12 protein-coding genes are annotated in these 16410 nt (G+C 70.1%); 8 read left to right on the forward strand and 4 right to left on the reverse strand.

The features are described 5' to 3' along the window. Position 1 precedes the first annotated feature (1 nt). On the reverse strand, positions 2-1894 hold the full coding sequence (locus ACUTAG_RS27075; protein ID WP_006387033.1) for a TRAP transporter large permease: 1893 nt from the start codon (positions 1892-1894) through the stop codon (positions 2-4). Then, complete coding sequence (locus tag ACUTAG_RS27080) at positions 1891-2904, reverse strand: TRAP transporter substrate-binding protein (RefSeq protein WP_006387034.1); 1014 nt, start codon at positions 2902-2904, stop codon at positions 1891-1893. Before ACUTAG_RS27080 ends, ACUTAG_RS27075 begins: the two co-directional genes overlap by 4 nt. Before the next feature lie 235 nt (positions 2905-3139). On the opposite strand from ACUTAG_RS27080, the gene ACUTAG_RS27085 reads away from it, so the two are divergent. The 7 genes from ACUTAG_RS27085 to ACUTAG_RS27115 all read left to right on the forward strand — a co-directional run bounded on the left by ACUTAG_RS27085 (position 3140) and on the right by ACUTAG_RS27115 (position 9097). After that, entirely contained in the window at positions 3140-3967 is an 828-nt protein-coding gene (locus tag ACUTAG_RS27085) for an IclR family transcriptional regulator (protein ID WP_035200224.1), read from the forward strand. A 44-nt stretch (positions 3968-4011) separates the two neighbouring features. Then, entirely contained in the window at positions 4012-5184 is a 1173-nt protein-coding gene (locus ACUTAG_RS27090) for an acetyl-CoA acetyltransferase (protein ID WP_020927227.1), read from the forward strand. Next, on the forward strand, positions 5181-6812 hold the full coding sequence (locus tag ACUTAG_RS27095; protein WP_024068558.1) for an acyl-CoA synthetase: 1632 nt from the start codon (positions 5181-5183) through the stop codon (positions 6810-6812). The genes ACUTAG_RS27090 and ACUTAG_RS27095 overlap by 4 nt, the downstream gene beginning before the upstream one ends. Positions 6813-6896: 84 nt before the next feature. After that, on the forward strand, positions 6897-7661 hold the full coding sequence (locus tag ACUTAG_RS27100) for an SDR family NAD(P)-dependent oxidoreductase (protein ID WP_006387038.1): 765 nt from the start codon (positions 6897-6899) through the stop codon (positions 7659-7661). Between the two features lie 58 nt (positions 7662-7719). Then, positions 7720-8283: a PCC domain-containing protein gene (locus tag ACUTAG_RS27105; protein WP_049054485.1), complete on the forward strand. Its 564-nt coding sequence runs from the start codon at positions 7720-7722 to the stop codon at positions 8281-8283. A 2-nt stretch (positions 8284-8285) separates the two neighbouring features. Further along, positions 8286-8678 carry a PPC domain-containing DNA-binding protein gene (locus ACUTAG_RS27110; protein WP_006387040.1) on the forward strand — a complete coding sequence of 131 codons (393 nt, stop codon included), beginning with the start codon at positions 8286-8288 and terminating at the stop codon, positions 8676-8678. 74 nt (positions 8679-8752) lie between these two features. Next, positions 8753-9097 carry a hypothetical protein gene (locus ACUTAG_RS27115; protein WP_053498039.1) on the forward strand — a complete coding sequence of 115 codons (345 nt, stop codon included), beginning with the start codon at positions 8753-8755 and terminating at the stop codon, positions 9095-9097. Here the strand turns inward: ACUTAG_RS27115 and ACUTAG_RS27120 are convergent. Next, positions 9084-10046: a LysR family transcriptional regulator gene (locus tag ACUTAG_RS27120; protein ID WP_024068561.1), complete on the reverse strand. Its 963-nt coding sequence runs from the start codon at positions 10044-10046 to the stop codon at positions 9084-9086. The genes ACUTAG_RS27115 and ACUTAG_RS27120 overlap by 14 nt on opposite strands. A 150-nt stretch (positions 10047-10196) precedes the next feature. On the opposite strand from ACUTAG_RS27120, the gene ACUTAG_RS27125 reads away from it, so the two are divergent. Further along, positions 10197-12785 (forward strand): penicillin G acylase, encoded by a 2589-nt coding sequence (locus ACUTAG_RS27125; RefSeq protein WP_446650395.1) that lies wholly within the window; start codon positions 10197-10199, stop codon positions 12783-12785. On the opposite strand, the gene cydC is transcribed toward ACUTAG_RS27125, so the two are convergent. After that, positions 12751-16365, reverse strand: a complete 3615-nt coding sequence (gene cydC, locus ACUTAG_RS27130; protein WP_446650396.1) for a thiol reductant ABC exporter subunit CydC — start codon at positions 16363-16365, stop codon at positions 12751-12753. The genes ACUTAG_RS27125 and cydC overlap by 35 nt on opposite strands. Between the last annotated feature and the right edge of the window lie 45 nt (positions 16366-16410).

Below are 16410 nucleotides of genomic sequence, written 5' to 3' on the forward strand. Positions count from 1 at the left end.
CTTACTTCAGGAACCCCGTCGAGATCCACGGCACCGCGGCAATGACCACGATGCCGACCGCCATCGAACCCAGGTAGCCCAGGATGGGGCGGATGCCGGCTTCGGGCGCGACCCGGCCGATGGCGCAGGCGGCGTAGTAGCCCACCCCGAACGGCGGCGCGAACAGGCCCAGGCCCATCGCCAGGATCACCACCATCGCGTAATGGACTTCGTGGATGCCCATCTGGTGCGCGATCGGGAACAGCAGCGGCCCGAACAGCACGATGGCGGGGATGCCCTCCAGCACGCTGCCCAGGATGACGAATGCCACGATCGACACCGCCATGAAGGTGGCCGCGCCGCCGGGCAGGCCCGCCATGGCCTGCGCCAGCTGGGTCGAGAAGCCCGATTGCGTCAGCGCCCAGGCCATGGCGGTGGCGGTGCCGATGATCAGCAGGATCGAGCCCGACAGGCAGGCGGTGTCCACCAGCATGGGCTTGAGCCGCTTGGCGTCGAAGCAGCGGTAGACCAGCAGCCCGATCAGCGTGGCATAGACGATGCCGATGGTGGACACCTCGGTGGCGGTGGCCACGCCCTCGACCACGGCCGCGCGGATCACGAAGGGCAGCGCCAGCGCCGGCAGCGCCACCAGCAGGGCGCGGCCGATCTGGCGGCCGCTGGCCTTGCGCACCGCGCTCAGGTCTTCGCGGCGGTTGCGCCACCAGACCACCAGGCACAGCATCACGCCCAGCACCAGCCCGGGCAGCAGGCCGCCGGTGAACAGCGCCGTGATCGACACGCCGGTGACCGAGCCGATGGTGATCAGCACCAGGCTGGGCGGCACGGTCTCGGTCTGCGCGCCGGTGGCCGACAGCAGCGCCACCAGGTCGCCCTCGTCGGCGCCGCGTTCGCGCATTTCGGGAAACAGCACCGGCGCCACCGCCGCCATGTCGGCCGCCTTGGCGCCCGAGATGCCCGAGACCACGTACATGGCGCCGATCAGCACGTACGACAGGCCGCCGCGCACGTGGCCCAGCAGGCTGGCCAGGAAGGCCACCATGCGCTTGGCCATGCCGGTCATCTCGATCAGCACGCCCAGGAACACGAACAGCGGCACCGCCAGCAGGATCAGGTGCGACATGCCTTCGTCCATGCGCCCGACCACCACCATCATCGGCACGTCGGTGGTCAGCGACAGGTAGCCGAAGGTGGCCAGCCCGAACGAGAAGGCGATCGGCACGCCCGCGAACACCGTGGCCGCCACCACGCCGACGAAGAAGATCAGCAGGTTCAGGTTGCCCAGTCCCGCCAGCACCGGCTGCAGCGCCGTCATGGCGGCCACCACGCCGCCGACCAGCAGCAGCGCCAGGCCGGTGACGCGCCACTGCGCGCGTTCGACCAGCCGCAGCAGCGCGATCAGCAGCATCAGCGCGGTGCCGACCGGCAGGGCCGCGGCGCGCCAGATGTTGGGGATCTCCAGCGCGGCGGTGGTGACGTACCGTTCCTCCGAAGCGTACTCGTAGCCGGGCGCCTGCAGCAGCAGCAGGAACGCCAGCGCCGCCGCCACCGCCACCATGTCCAGCAGCGCGCGGGTGGCGGGCGAGGCGCGGTTGACCAGCGCGCCCATGCGCATGTGCTCGCCGCGGCGGAAGGCGATCACCGCGCCCAGCATGGCCAGCCACAGGAACAGGATCGAGGCCAGCTCGTCGGACCACACCAGCGGCGTGTGCAGCACGTAGCGCGCCACGATGCCCGAGAACAGGATGACGATTTCCGCGACCACCAGGATGGCCGCGGGAATCTCCACCAGGTGGCCCAGGGCATTGTCGGCGGCGATGGCCCAGGGCCGCCGGCTGCCCGGGGCGGCGCCGGCCGTGGGCAGCACTTCCGCCGGATGCGTGAGCGCAGCCCTCATGACAGGCTCCCGGCGGCCTGCTCCAGCAGGCCCCAGGCCTTGTCGCCGTATTTTTCCTTCCAGCTGGCGTAGAAGCCGGCGCGGCGCAGCGCGTCGCGGATGGGCGCGGGGTCGGGGGTGTTGAAGGCCAGGCCCTGCTCGGCCAGCTTGGCCTGCAGCTGATTGTTGAGCGCCAGCACGTCGGCGCGCTCGGCCATGCCGGCGGCGTTGATGTGTTTGGCGACGACCTCGCGGATGTCGGCCGGCAGCTTTTCCCAGGCGCGGCGGTTGCCCAGGAACCAGAAGCCATCCCACATGTGGTTGGTCATCGAGCAGTACTTCTGCACTTCGTACAGCTTGGCGGTCTGGATGATGGCCAGGGGGTTTTCCTGCGCGTCCACCACGCGGGTCTGCAGCGCCGAATAGGTTTCGTTGAAGTTGATGCTGGCCGGCGACGAGCCCAGCGCCTTGAACATCGAGGTCCACAGCGGGCTGACCGGCACGCGGATCTTCAGGTCGCGGAAATCGTCCGGGCCGGTAATGGCGCGCGAGCTGGTGGTGACCTGGCGAAAGCCGTTGTCCCAGATGCGATCCATGACGAACAGGCCCTTGCCATTGATGTCGGCGCGGATGTGGGCGCCCAGGTCGCCGTCCATGGCCTTCCAGACCGAAGCGTAATCGGGGAAGGCGAAGCCCACGCCGCTGATCGACGCGCTGGGCACCAGGGTCGACAGGATCAGGCCCGACAGGGTGAAGAACTCGACGGCGCCGGCGCGCAGCTGGCTCAGGGTGTCGGTGTCGGAGCCCAGCTGGCTGCTGGGGAACACCGCCAGTTCGAAGCGGCCGCCGGTGTCCTTGAGGATGTTCTGCGCGGCCTCGTTGGCGCGCAGGTTCATCGGATGCGAGGGCGGCAGGTTGTTGGCGTACTTGTAACGGAACTGGGGCGCCGCCAGCGTGCGCTGGAACGGGGCCAGGGCAAGCAGCGCGCCGCCTCCCGCGGCGCGCATGAGGTTGCGTCGAGTCGTGTTCATGCTGTCTCCTTGGTTATGAGATCCGGCCGCCGTCGAGGACGGCCGGATAAAGCGCCTTGCCAGGCTTGTTGCTTTATCTTTGCATGAGGTCCATTATATGGACCTACTTACTACCCTTAAATTCATTAAATCATATTGATTCGCTAGCGTAAATCCATAAAACTGGTGCAGAATGAAAAAACAAAATCACATTGATGGTCCACAAAATGGACCTGATGAAAAAACAGGCGGAGACGTGACGGAGACCTCATCCCAGGTCGGTGGCGCCCAGGCGATATCCCGCGCAATGCTGGTGCTGCGCGCGGTGTCGCGCACCCGCGGCGAAGGCGCGGGCCTGCTGGCGTTGACGCGCGACACGGGCATGAGCAAGCCCACCGTGCACCGCATCCTGGCCGCGCTGGCCGCCGAAGGCATGGTCGAGCAGGACCTCGCCAGCCGCCGTTACTTTCTCGGGCCCGAATGCCACGTGCTGGGCAACATCGCCAGCGAGCGCTTCGGCATCAACCGGCTGGCCGCGCCGGTGGTGGCGCGGCTGGCCCACGAATGCGGTGATTCCGCCTTCTTTTCGCTGCGCCGCGACGTGTTCGCGGTCTGCGTGCTGCGCGAGGACGGCGACTACCCGCTCAAGACCCACGTGCTGTTGCCCGGCGATCGCCATCCGCTGGGCATCGGCGCCGGCAGCCTGGCCATCCTGGCGGCGCTGCCCGACGACGAGGTCGACGCCTGCCTGCAGGCCAATGCCGGCCTGATAGAACGGCGCTATCCGCATTACTCCGTGCCGCTGATCCGCACGCTGGTCGATGAGGTGCGAGAACAGGGCTATGCCGTGAACCGCGGCCTGGTGGTGCCGGGTTCGTGGGGCATCGGCATGCCGCTGCGCGACGAGCAGGGCCATGTGCTGGGCGCGCTCAGCATCGCCGCGGTCGAATCGCGCATGGACGAAGAAAGGCAGTTCCAGCTGGCCAAGCTGTTGTCACGCGAGGCCAAACGCCTGCTTGCGCAGGCCAACCCGGCAGGCCGCGAGGCGCGGGCGCGCCCGCCGGCCGCCAAGCCCAAGCCCTGATCCGCCATGCCGGCGGGGCGGGGCTGCCAACAGAGGAGACAGCAATGAGCAAGCGTGCCGTCATCGTGGGGTGGTCGCACATCCCATTCGGCAAACTCGACGACCCCGACACCGAAAGCCTGATGGCGCGGGTATCCGGCGCCGCGCTGGAGCACGCGGGCGTGAGTCCGCAGGCCGTGGACGGCATCTATGCCGGCGTCATGAACAGCGGTTTCCAGAAGCAGGATTTCCAGGCCGCGCTGGTGGCCCTGGCCGATCCGGCATTGGCCCATGTGCCGGCAACCAGGCTGGAGAACGCCTGCGCCACGGGGTCGGCCGCGCTGTACGCGGCCATGGATTTCATCGAGGCCGGGCGCGGCCGCGTGGCGCTGGTGGTGGGCGCCGAGAAAATGACCGCCCGCTCCACCGAGGACACCGGCGATATCCTGCTCAATGCCAGCTACCGCAAGGAAGAAGCCACGCTGCCGGGCGGCTTTGCCGGCGTGTTCAGCCGTATCGCCACGGCCTATTTCGAGCGCCATGGCGACCACGGCGAGGCGCTGGCCCGCATCGCCGCCAAGAACCACGCCAACGCGCTGGACAATCCCTATGCGCAGATCCGCAAGGACCTGGGCTTCGAGTTCTGCAATACCGTTTCCGAAAAAAATCCCTATGTGGCGGCGCCGCTGCGGCGCACCGATTGCTCGCCCATTTCCGACGGCGCGGCGGCGCTGGTGCTGGCCGACGCGGAAACGGCGGCGGACCTGCGCCGCGCCATCGGCTTTCGCGCGCGGCGCCACGTCAATGACTTCCTGCCGCTGAGCCGGCGCGATCCCATCGCCTTCGAGGGCGCGGCGCGGGCCTGGCGCGAGGCCTTGGCCGAGGCCGGCGCGACCCTGGACGATTTGAGCCTGGTGGAGACGCACGACTGCTTCACCATCGCCGAATTGATCGAGTACGAGGCCATGGGCCTGGCGCCGCGCGGCCATGGCGTGCGGGCATTGCGCGAAGGCTGGGTGCAGAAGGGCGGGCGCCTGCCCGTCAACCCGTCGGGCGGACTCAAGGCCAAGGGCCATCCGGTGGGCGCCACCGGCGTGTCGCAGCACGTCATGGCGTGCCTGCAACTGGCCGGCGAGGCGGGCGCCATGCAGGTGCCGGACGCGACGCTGGCCGGCGTCTTCAACATGGGCGGCGCGGCCGTGGCCAACTACGTCAGCATCCTGGAGCGCGTCAAATGAGCGGCCCGTTGCAGCAGGTCGCGGCGCCGCCCGGTGGCGTGGCGCCGGTATCGCGGCGGGTGATGAACCTGGCGCATTTCCTGGTGCAGGCGGCGCGCCGCCATCCGGCGCGCGCCGCGCTGGTCTGCGGCCAGGCGCGCCTGAGCTGGCGCGAGCTGGACGCGCGCACCGCCGCGCTGGCGCGGGCGCTGGCCGAGCACGGGGTGGGCAAGGGCGACCGGGTGCTGGTTCACGCGCGCAACAGCTTCGCGTTCGCCGAAACCCTGTTTGCCGTGTTGCGGCTGGGCGCGGTCTGGGTGCCGACCAACTGCCGCATTTCACCGGACGAGGCCGTCTACCTGGCGCGGGCGGCCGGGGTCAAGGCCTTCCTGTGCGAGGGCCAGTCGCCGGCGCACGCCGCGGCGGTGGCGCAGGCCATGCCGGACCTGGCCCTGCTGGCGCGACTGGGCCCGGGCGAGTTCGGCGCGGCCGACACCGCCTCCCTGATCGATGCACGCCTGCAGGACGCGCCGGCGGCCTGCGTCGACGTGGACTACGACGACCCCTGCTGGTTCTTCTTCACTTCCGGCACCACTGGCCATCCGAAGGCGGCGGTGCTGACGCATGGCCAGATGGCCTTCGTGCTGACCAATCACCTGTGCGACCTGATGCCGGGCACCACCGAACACGACGTCAGCCTGGTGGTGGCGCCCTTGTCGCATGGCGCGGGCATCCATTTCCTGACCCAGGTGGCGCGCGCGGCCGCCACCGTGCTGCCGGAGGGCGAGCGCTTCGACCCGGAAGAGGCCTGGCGCCTGGTGCAGGCGCACCGGGTGACCAACATGTTCACCGTGCCGACCATCGTCAAGCTGCTGGTCGAGCATCCGGCGGTGGACGCCTTCGACCACACCAGCCTGCGCTATGTGATCTACGCCGGCGCGCCGATGTACCGCGAAGACCAGAAGCGCGCGCTGGCCAAGCTGGGCCGTGTGCTGGTGCAGTACTTCGGGCTGGGCGAGGTCACCGGCAACATCACCGTGCTGCCGCCGGCGCAGCACCATGACGGCGACGGCCCCGAGGCGCGCGTGGGGACCTGCGGCTACGAGCGCATCGGCATGCAGGTCAGCATCCAGGACGAGGCCGGCAACCCGCTGCCGGCGGGCCGGACCGGGGAGATCTGCGTCTGCGGGCCGGCGGTGTTCGCCGGCTACTACGACAACCCGGCCGCCAACGCCAAGGCCTTCCGCAACGGCTGGTTCCGCACCGGCGACCTGGGCTATCAGGACGACGCGGGGTATCTCTACATCACTGGCCGCGAATCCGACATGTATATCTCGGGCGGTTCCAACATCTATCCGCGCGAGGTCGAGGAAAAGGTGCTGGCGCATCCGGCGATCGCGGAGGCGGCCGTGCTGGGGGTGCCGGACCCGGTGTGGGGCGAGGTGGGGGTGATGGTGTGCGTGCTGCGACCCGGCGAGACACTGGAAGAGGAGGCCCTGCTGGCCTGGCTCGGATCGCGCATGGCGCGCTACAAGCTGCCGCGCCAGGTGTTCTTCTGGGATGCGCTGCCGCGGTCGGGCTACGGCAAGATCACCAAGAAGCTGGTGCGCGAGGCCCTGCGCGAGCGGGGCTGCCTGGCGCCTGCCTAGGAAACGGGGCCGCCGCGCGGCGGCCGCGCAAGAGGGTGCGGACATCGCGAACACATCGCGAGCACACAACGAGGAGACCGAGTCATGGATGGAGCGCAGGAAGCGGTGCTGGTCACGGGAGGCGCGTCGGGCATTGGCCTGGCCGTCGCGCGTGGCCTGCTGGGCGCGGGACGCCGGGTGCTGGTGGCCGACGTGTCGCAGGAACGACTGGACGAGGTGCGAGGCCTGGCGCCGGCGGATCGGTTGGGCTGCGTGCGGATGGATGTGTCCGACGAGGCGCAGGTGAGCGAGGCGATCGCGAGGCTGGAGTCCGACTTCGGGCCGATCGCCGGGCTGGTCAATTCGGCGGGTATCGGCCGCGACGTGCCGTTCCTGGAGACCGACGCGGCGTTGCTGCGGCGGATCCTGGAAGTGAACCTGGTGGGGTCGTTCGTGGTGGCGCGCGAGGCGGCCCGGCGCATGCGCGATCGCGGCCGCGGGTCGATCGTGAACATCGCGTCCGTGTCGGGCATCCGCGGCAACGCGGGCCGGGCGGCGTACGGGGCTTCCAAGGGAGGCGTGGTGACGCTGACCCGGGTGATGGCGGTGGAGCTGGCCGCCTACGGCATCCGCGTGAACGCGGTCGCGCCCGGGCCGATCGAGACGCCGCTGGTGAGCCAGATGCACACGGATGAGGCGCGCGCGGCCTGGCGTCGGGTGGTGCCGCAGCATCGCTACGCGGCGCCGGAGGAACTGAACGGCACCATCGGCTGGCTGCTGGACGAGTCGCAGTCCAGCTACGTGACCGGGCAGGTGATCTGTGTGGACGGCGGCTTCACCGCGGCGGGCATGCTGCCGGCGGTGCATTGACGCCCGCGTTTTCAGCTTTCATTCCCATCTTGCGCCACAAGCGCACGGAGTGCACATCATGCGAACCACCACCGTGGATCGTTCGTTGCGGGGATCACCGGTATTGCCCCGCCCCAGGACGCTGATACACCCGGGAGCCTTCAACCCGGTCCGGATACACAGCCGCTGCGCGCGGCGCGGCCGCCATGTCCGGCTGGCGCTGCAGCCCGGCGCCAGCCTATTCGAGGCGCTGGTCAATGGCCTGGCGCCGCTGGGCGTGGAGAACGCCTCGATGACGCTGCTGAGCGGCGAATTCAGCCATCTCGACTACTGCACCGCGCCGCCGGACCCGGCGCATCTGCGGGTGGTGGCGTACACCGCGCCGATCGCGGCGGGCGCGGCCACGCTGATCTTCGGCAACGCCACGCTGGGCAAGGGCGACAACGGCGAGCCGCTGGTGCACTGTCACGCGGCGTTTTGCGATCAGGGCGGGGCGCTGCTGGGCGGGCACCTGATTCCGCAGACATCGATCGTGGGCGCGGGGCCGGTGACGGTACTGGTGACGGCGCTGGAAGGGTTCGAACTGCGCGCCACTTATGACGCCGAAACCAATTTGCGGCTACTGCAGCCGCGGGAGATCTGACGATGATGCCGGCCGAGGTCGAAAGCGGAAGCATGGGGCGGGTGGCGTATGCGCGCATCGGGCCCAACGAGGATCTGGTGCAGGGGGTGGAGAAGCTGTGCCTGGCGGAGGGGTTTCGCAACGCCTTCGTGCGCGGCGCGCTTGGGAGCCTGGTGGATGCCTGCCTGTATGCGCGGGGCGGGGAGGTGCGGCAGCTGGAGGGGCCGGCGGTGGAGATCGTGAGCCTGGCGGGAGAGGTGCGCGCGCAGGCGGACGGGTCGGTGGTGGCCTCGCTGTCGGGGGTGGTGGCGGACCCGGCGGGGCGGGTGCACGGCGGGGTGTTCGTCCCGGGGGCGAACCCTGTCTGCATGACGTTCGAGGTGACGCTGGAGGAGTGGCTGCCGGACGGCGGTTGAGGCGCGGGCGGGTGAGGCGCGATGCGGCGGCCGGGACGGATACACTTGGCCACCCATGCGCCAAGGAAAATGACATGAAACGCACCCTGTCGGCCGGCATCAGACTGGCCCTTGCGGCCTGCCTGATCTTCGCCGCGCTGTTTGTCGTCATCGGCGGCTGGACCACGGGCTATTCGTTGGAAAGCGTGATCTGGCTCGCGCTGACCGGCGCCATCTTCGGCGCGATCGGGGCGCCGGTCATCGAGCCGAAAGCGTTCCGCTATCCGGCGCTGTGGCAGGTCGGCTGCGCCGTGGCGGGATGCCTGCTGGTCGCGGCCCTGCTCGGCGCCGGCATCGACGGCTACCTGCTGGCCGTCGCGCTGGGCGTCCTGCTCGGCTATCTCGCGCCGTACTGGATCACGCGCGTCACGGGCCCTTGACCGGCCCTGGCCGCGGCCGCGCCGCCGGCTGCTTCGCGCGAAATCCGGCAAAGCCGCTCCAGCACTGCTGCGTGTAGCTGTAGAGCGCGTCCTGCGCCTTCAGCGGGCTGCGGCCGGCCAGCCGCGCGAGGACGTAGTGGCCCTGGCGCTGGGGATCGGGCGGCAGCGGTACTTCCACGAGCTGGCCGGCCTGCTGTTCCTGGCGGGTGACGCAGATGACGCCCAGCAGCAGGGTGTCGGTGGCGAGGGCCAGGCGGACCAGCGGGTCGAGATTCTCGCAGCGCACGCTGACCATCTGTTCGGGCGCGCCGGCGGCGCCCAGGGTTTCGGCCAGGCGCAGCGCGACCTCGGGACTGAGGGTACTGGAGGCGACCGGGTATTGGCGGATGTGCTCGATGGCGGGGCGGCGGTGGGCCAGGATGGGATGACCCTTGCGGCAGACCATGCCGGCGCGCAGGGGGGCGAGGGGGCGGGTTTCGATGTCGGCGGCGCCATGGAGCATGCGGGCGTCGCAAACCATGGCGTCGATGCGTTCGGCGCGCAGCAGGTCGACCAGGGCGGCCGTGGTGCCCAGTTCGGCGGCCACGCGCACCTGCGGGTAATGGGTGGCCATGTGGGCCAGGAAGGGCGTGAGCAGCAGCGAGGCGGGCGTGGGACTCAGCCCGATCGAAAGCGCGCCGGATTCGCCGCCGGCCAGGGTCTTGAGTTCGCGGCGCAGTTCGGCTTCCTCGTAGCGCATGCGGCGGGCGCGTTCGGCGACGCAGGCGCCGTAGGGCGTCAGGCGCACCTGGCGGGTGCCGCGGTCCAGCAACGGCAGGCCAAGCTCGGCCTCCAGCGCCTGGATGCTGCGGCTGAGCGCGGGCTGCGACAGATTGACCTTGTCGGCGGCGCGCGAAAAGGTGCCGTGTTCGACCACGGCGAGCAGGTGCTTGAGTTTCTGGAAGTCCATGTTCCAACCGCATGAATCGTATGAATTAAATGCATTGGAATTATAGATAGCGGCTCCGTATCATGGTCCGCGGACGGCGCCCGGCAGAGGCGCCGCCATCGCCCGCGGCAGGCTCGCGGCGCGGTCCCATTCGATACGGAGACAGATTCAATGAAGCAGCATGTGTTGTCGGCCGCCCTGGTGGCGGCCTGTTCCTGCCTGCCCGCGATGGCGCAACCCGTGGCGCAAGCCGCGGGCCAGGAGTCCGCGGCCGTCGCGGCCCCGGCGCAAGGCGTCGACGGCAAGGTCACGATCCGGCGCGACGCCCATGGCATGCCGCACGTCTACGCTGACACGGTGTACGGCATTTTCTACGGCTACGGTTACGCGGTGGCGCAGGACCGGCTGTTCCAGATGGAGATGGCGCGGCGCAGCACCCAGGGCCGGGTGGCCGAAGTGCTCGGCGCGTCGATGGTGGCGTTCGACAAATCCATCCGCGGCAATTTTTCGCCCGAACGCATCCAGCGCCAGCTGGCGGCGCTGCCGGCCGCCGACCGCCAGGTGCTGGACGGCTACGCGGCCGGCATGAACGCCTGGCTGGCGCGGATCCGCGCGCAGCCGGGGCAGTTGATGCCCAAGGAATTCAACGACCTGGGCTTCGCGCCGGCCGACTGGACCGCCTACGACGTGGCGATGATCTTCATCGGCACCATGGCGAACCGCTTCTCTGACGCCAACAGCGAGATCGACAACCTGGCGCTGCTGACGGCGCTCAAGGACAGGCACGGCGAGGCCGAGGCCATGCGCATCTTCAACCAGCTGCGCTGGCTGACGGACAGCCGCGCGCCGACCACGGTGCCGCCCCAGGAGGGCAGCTACCAGCCGGCCGTGTTCCAGCCGGAAGGCGCGGACCAGCTGGCCTACGCGCTGCCGCGCTACGACGGCACGCCGCCGATGCTCGAACGCGTGGTGCGCGATCCGGCCACGCGCGGCGTGGTCGATGGCGCGCCCGCCACGCTGCGGGCTCGACTGGCCGAGCAATACGCGCAATCGGGCCAGCCGGGCATCGCAGGCTTCCCGACCACCAGCAACATGTGGATCGTGGGCCGTGACCATGCCAAGGATGCCCGTTCGATCCTGCTGAACGGCCCGCAGTTCGGCTGGTGGAATCCGGCCTACACCTACGGCATCGGCCTGCACGGCGCCGGCTTCGACGTGGTCGGCAACACGCCGTTCGCCTATCCCTCCATCCTGTTCGGCCACAATGCGCACGTGGCCTGGGGCTCGACCGCGGGCTTCGGCGACGATGTCGACATCTACGCCGAGAAGCTCGATCCGGCCGACCGCAACCGTTATTTCCACGACGGCCAATGGAAGACGCTGGAAAAGCGCACTGACCTGATCCTGGTGAAGGACGCGGCGCCGGTGACGCTGGATGTGTACCGCAGCGTGCATGGCCTGATCGTCAAGTTCGACGACGCGCAGCACGTGGCCTATGCCAAGGCGCGCGCCTGGGAGGGCTTTGAACTGCAATCGCTGATGGCCTGGACCCGCAAGACGCAGTCGGCCAACTGGGAACAATGGAAGGCGCAGGCGGCGCGCCACGCGCTGACCATCAATTGGTACTACGCCGACGACCGCGGCAACATCGGCTACGCGCACACGGGCTTCTATCCCAGGCGCCGGCCGGGCCACGATCCGCGCCTGCCGGTGCCGGGCACCGGCGAAATGGACTGGCTGGGCCTGTTGCCGTTCTCGACCAATCCGCAGGTCTACAACCCGGGCCAGGGGTTCATCGCCAACTGGAACAACCAGCCGATGCGCGGCTATCCCTCCACCGACCTGTTCGCCATCGTCTGGGGGCAGGCCGACCGCTATGCCGAGATCGAGACGCGCCTGAAGGCCATGACCGCCAACGGCGGCAAGGTCAGCCCGCAACAGATGTGGGACCTGATCCGCACCACCAGCTATGCCGACGTCAACCGCCGCCATTTCCTGCCGTTCCTGCAACGCGCGGTGCAGGGGCTGCCGGCCGACGATCCGCGCGTGCGGCTGGTGGCGGGGCTGGGGGGCTGGGACGGCATGATGACCAGCGAGCGCGAGCCGGGCTACTACGACAACGCCGGCCCGGCGGTGATGGACGCCTGGCTGCGCGCGATGCTCAAGCGCACCCTGGCCGACGAGATGCCGGCCGACTTCTTCAAGTGGTACAGCGCCACCGGGTATCCGACGCCGCAGGCGCCTGCCACCGGCTCGCTCAACCTGACCACCGGCGTGAAGGTGTTGTTCAACGCCTTGGCGGGTCCGGCTGCCGGGGTGCCGCAGCGGTATGACTTCTTCAATGGCGCGCGCGCCGACGATGTCATCCTGGCGGCGCTGGACGACGCGCTGGCGGCCTTGCGCCAGGCCTATGGCAAGGATTCGGCCGCGTGGAAGATCCCGGCGCCGCCGATGGTGTTCGCGCCCAAGAACTTCCTGGGCGTGCCGCAGGCCGACGCCAAGGCGGTGTTGAGCTATCCGGCCACGCAGAACCGCGGCACCGAGAACAACATGACGGTGTTCGACGGCAAGTCGGTGCGCGCGGTGGACGTGGTGGCGCCGGGGCAGAGCGGCTTCGTCGCCCCGGACGGCACGCCGTCGCCGCACACCCGCGACCAGTTCGACCTGTACAACAGCTTTGGCAGCAAGCGGGTGTGGTTCACGGCGGACGAGGTGCGGCGCAACGCTACGTCGGAAGAGACGTTGCGCTACCGGCGGTAAGGTCGCGCGCGCCCTGGTGGCTGGCAAGCCTGGCGTACGCGCCTTGCTTGCGCAGCAGCTGGTCATGGGTGCCGGCCTCGGCCAGGGCGCCGTTGTCCAGCACCAGGATCAGGTCGGCGTCGCGGATGGTGGCCAGGCGGTGCGCGATCACCAGCGTGGTCCGGTGCCGCATCAGCACATCCAGCGCGCCACGCACCTGCATCTCGGACAGGGTGTCCAGGTGCGAGGTGGCTTCGTCCAGGATCAGCACCGGCGCGTTCTTCAGGAAGGCGCGGGCGATCGAGATGCGCTGGCGCTGGCCGCCGGACAGCTGCATGCCGCGTTCGCCCACGCGCGTGGCCAGGCCCTCGGGCAGGCTGCGCACGAAATCGCCGAGCGCGGCCTGTTCCAACGCCCGCGCCAGTTCCTCGCGGCTGGCGTCGGGACGCGCCAGGCGGATGTTGCCCTCCAGCGTGTCGTTGAACAGATAGGTGTCCTGCGTCACCAGCGCCACGCGTTCGCGCAGGCCGTCCAGCCGCAGCTGGCGCACGTCCACGCCGTCGAGCTTGACCGCCCCCTGGCGCGGATCCCAGAAGCGCAGCAGCAGGCTGGCCACGGTGCTCTTGCCCGCGCCCGAGGCGCCGACCACGGCCACGGTGGCGCCGGCCGGCACGGTGAAGCTCAGGTCGCGCAGCGTGTCCTGGCTCTTGCCGGGATAGGTGAAATACACGTGGTCGAACGCCAGCGACAGACCGTGCGGCGCCACCGGCGGCGGCAGCGGGCCGTCGGTGACCGGCTCGGGCTCGTTGTTGACCACGTGCAGGCGGCGGGTGGCGGCGATGGTGTCGGCCAGCTGGCGGCTGACCTGGGAGATCTCCGACACCGGCAGGAACGTGGCCAGCGCGATCAGCACCAGCAGCGGCAGCATGCTGGCCGACAGGGCGCCGGCGGACACCTGCAGCGCGCCGACCACGGCCACGGCCAGGCCGCCCAGGCCCATGGCGGTCTCGAACCAGGCGGTCTGGCGCGACAGGTCGCGCAGGATATCCAGGCGGCGCACGCGGTACTGATCGGCGACCTTGAGGAATTCCTCGCGGCGGCGGCCGGTGGCCTGGAACGCCGTCAGGTCGGCCAGGCCCTGGATGGTGTCGGTGGTGTGCGCGCTCATCTCGCCCAGCGCCTGGCGGGCGTGGTCGCCCAGCGCGTCGACCTTGCGGCGTCCGCGCACCGGCGACACCAGCGCATAGGCCAGGAACGGCAGCAGCGCCAGCGCCACGGGCCAGCTGTAGAAGGCCAGGAAGCCCAGCACCGACAGCGGCACCAGCACCGAGACGATGGCCGGCGCGATGGTGTGGGCGTAGAAGTACTCGACCATTTCGACGTCCTGCGTCGCCAGCGCCACCAGGTCGCCGGAGCGGCGTTGCAGCAGGTAGGCGGGCGCCAGCCGCTCCAGCTTGTCGTAGAGCTTGACGCGCATGTCGGCCAGCAGTTGGTAGGCCATGGCGTGCGCCAGCCACGATTCGAGCCAGTGGAACAGCGCGGCCAGCGGCGCGGCGATCAGCAGGCCGACGATCAGCGCGGAGGTGTCGCGGCCGTCGCGGATGGCGGCCACCACCAGCGCGCTCAGCACGCCGACGCCGATGAAGGCCGCCACCCGCGCCACGCCAAGAAGGATGGTGGCGATCAGGGTGCCGCGCCAGGGTTGCACCACCGACAGCAGGGTCGCCAGCGTGGCGCGCCAGCCGACCTGTTCGGCATCGGCATCCAGCGAGCGCAGCGCCGGGCCCTGGCCGCCGGCGTCATCGTCATTGCCGTGGGCGGCGGGCGTGGCCGCGCGCGCCATCGCGGCCTGCGCGGGCGCGGCCGGCGCGGCCAGCGCCAGGGCCTGTTCATGCATCAGGCGGTAATACAGGCCGCGCTGGCGCATCAGCGCATCGTGCGGGCCTTGCTCGACCACGCGGCCCTGGTCCAGCACCAGGCAGCGGTCGGCGCCGATCACGCTGGCCAGGCGGTGCGCCAGGATCAGCGTGGTGCGGCCGGCCATCAGGCGGTCCAGGGCCTGCTGGATCAGCGCTTCGTTCTCGGTGTCGACCGACGACAGCGCCTCGTCCAGGATCAGGATGGGCGCGTCGCGCAGCAGGGCGCGGGCGATCGCCACGCGCTGGCGCTGGCCGCCCGACAATTGCAGGCCGCGTTCGCCGATGCGGGTGGCGTAGCCTTGCGGCAGCGCCATGATGAAGTCGTCGATGTTGGCGGCGCGGGCGGCGGCGCGCACCTCGTCATGGCTGGCGTCGGGCCGGCCCAGCCTCAGGTTCTCGTCGATGGTGCCGTGGAACAGCGTGATGTCCTGGCTGACCAGCGCCATCTGGCCCAGCAGCGTCTGCGTGTCGAGCTGGTTGACGTCGTGGCCGCCGACGCGGATGGCGCCGGCCTGCGGCACGCACTCGCGCAGCAGCAGGCGCACGATGGTGGACTTGCCGGCGCCGCTGGGGCCGACGATGCCGACGCGTTCGCCGGCGGCGACGCGGAACGACAGGCCCTGGTGCGCCGGGCGCTGCGGCGAATACGAGAACACCACCGCGTCGAATTCGATAGTGGGGTCGAGCCGCGCGGGGGCGGCGCCCGCCTGCACGGCGGGGGCGGCGGTCAGTGGCTGCGCGTCCATCAGCGCGTGGATGCTGGCGGCGGCCGATTGGCCCAGCATGCCCCGGTGCAGCACCGAGCGCAGGTCGCGCAGCGGGCGGAAGATCTCGGTGCCGGCCATCAGCACGATCAGCAGCGCTTCCACGCTCATGTCGCCGGCGGCCACGCGCCAGGCGCCCACGGTCAGCGCCAGCGCGGCGCCCAGCGCCACGCCCAGGTCGCTGATGCCGCGCGTCAGCAGGCTCACCGACAGCACCCAGAAGGTGTTGTCCGACAGGGCCCGGGCGCGGGCGGCCAGGCGCTCGCCCCAGGCCTTGCCCTGGCCGTACGATTTCAGTGTCGGCAGGCCCTGGACGGCGTCCAGGAATTCCTCGCCGAATTCGTTCAGCGAGCGGGTGCGCGCCAGGCTGGCGCGGCGGTCGAGCATGTGCACGGCCATCGGCCCGAACAACGCGAACAACGCCGCGACCAGGAACACCAGCGCGGTCGGCACGTCCCAGAAGGCGATGACCGCGAAGATCGCGAACGGCGCGGCCGCGGCGATGGCGACCTGCGGCAGGTACTGGCCGAAGAAGGTCTGCAACTGCTCCACGCCGTCCACCACCGTCAGCATCACGCCGCCGGTGCGCTGGTTGGCGAACCAGGCCGGCCCCAGCGCCACGATGCGGTCGTAGAGCCGCGCGCGCAGCGTCTGCTGCACCTGCGCCGAGCAGCGGTTGGCCTGCACCGTGCGCAGGTGGTCGAGCAGGGCGCGCAGCAGCACCATGGCGCCGGCGCACAGGGCCGGCGCGAGCCAGTCCTGCCAGGGCGCGCCGTCGAACACGCGCGCCAGCAGCTGGCCCAGGAAAACGTAGCGGGCGATGCCCGCGGCCAGCGCCAGCAGGCCGAGGAAAATGCCGCCCGCCATGCCGGCGCGCAGCCCCGCGGTCAATTGCCAAAGCCTCGAATCGAAATACATATCAATGCTCCTTGCAGAGCCTGCATGGTCACGCATCCGGCCCTT

The sequence above is a fragment of the Achromobacter sp. CSND-B12 genome (assembly GCF_052906545.1).

Excerpts from the sequence above, each read along its gene's own strand:
- ACUTAG_RS27090 (WP_020927227.1), top strand. The coding sequence starts at position 4,012 with ATGAGCAAGCGTGCCGTCATCGTGGGGTGGTCGCACATCCCATTCGGC.
- ACUTAG_RS27075 (WP_006387033.1), bottom strand. The coding sequence starts at position 1,894 with ATGAGGGCTGCGCTCACGCATCCGGCGGAAGTGCTGCCCACGGCCGGC.
- ACUTAG_RS27110 (WP_006387040.1), top strand. The coding sequence starts at position 8,286 with ATGATGCCGGCCGAGGTCGAAAGCGGAAGCATGGGGCGGGTGGCGTAT.
- ACUTAG_RS27105 (WP_049054485.1), top strand. The coding sequence starts at position 7,720 with ATGCGAACCACCACCGTGGATCGTTCGTTGCGGGGATCACCGGTATTG.
- ACUTAG_RS27080 (WP_006387034.1), bottom strand. The coding sequence starts at position 2,904 with ATGAACACGACTCGACGCAACCTCATGCGCGCCGCGGGAGGCGGCGCG.
- ACUTAG_RS27100 (WP_006387038.1), top strand. The coding sequence starts at position 6,897 with ATGGATGGAGCGCAGGAAGCGGTGCTGGTCACGGGAGGCGCGTCGGGC.
- ACUTAG_RS27120 (WP_024068561.1), bottom strand. The coding sequence starts at position 10,046 with ATGGACTTCCAGAAACTCAAGCACCTGCTCGCCGTGGTCGAACACGGC.
- ACUTAG_RS27125 (WP_446650395.1), top strand. The coding sequence starts at position 10,197 with ATGAAGCAGCATGTGTTGTCGGCCGCCCTGGTGGCGGCCTGTTCCTGC.
- ACUTAG_RS27115 (WP_053498039.1), top strand. The coding sequence starts at position 8,753 with ATGAAACGCACCCTGTCGGCCGGCATCAGACTGGCCCTTGCGGCCTGC.
- cydC (WP_446650396.1), bottom strand. The coding sequence starts at position 16,365 with ATGTATTTCGATTCGAGGCTTTGGCAATTGACCGCGGGGCTGCGCGCC.
- ACUTAG_RS27095 (WP_024068558.1), top strand. The coding sequence starts at position 5,181 with ATGAGCGGCCCGTTGCAGCAGGTCGCGGCGCCGCCCGGTGGCGTGGCG.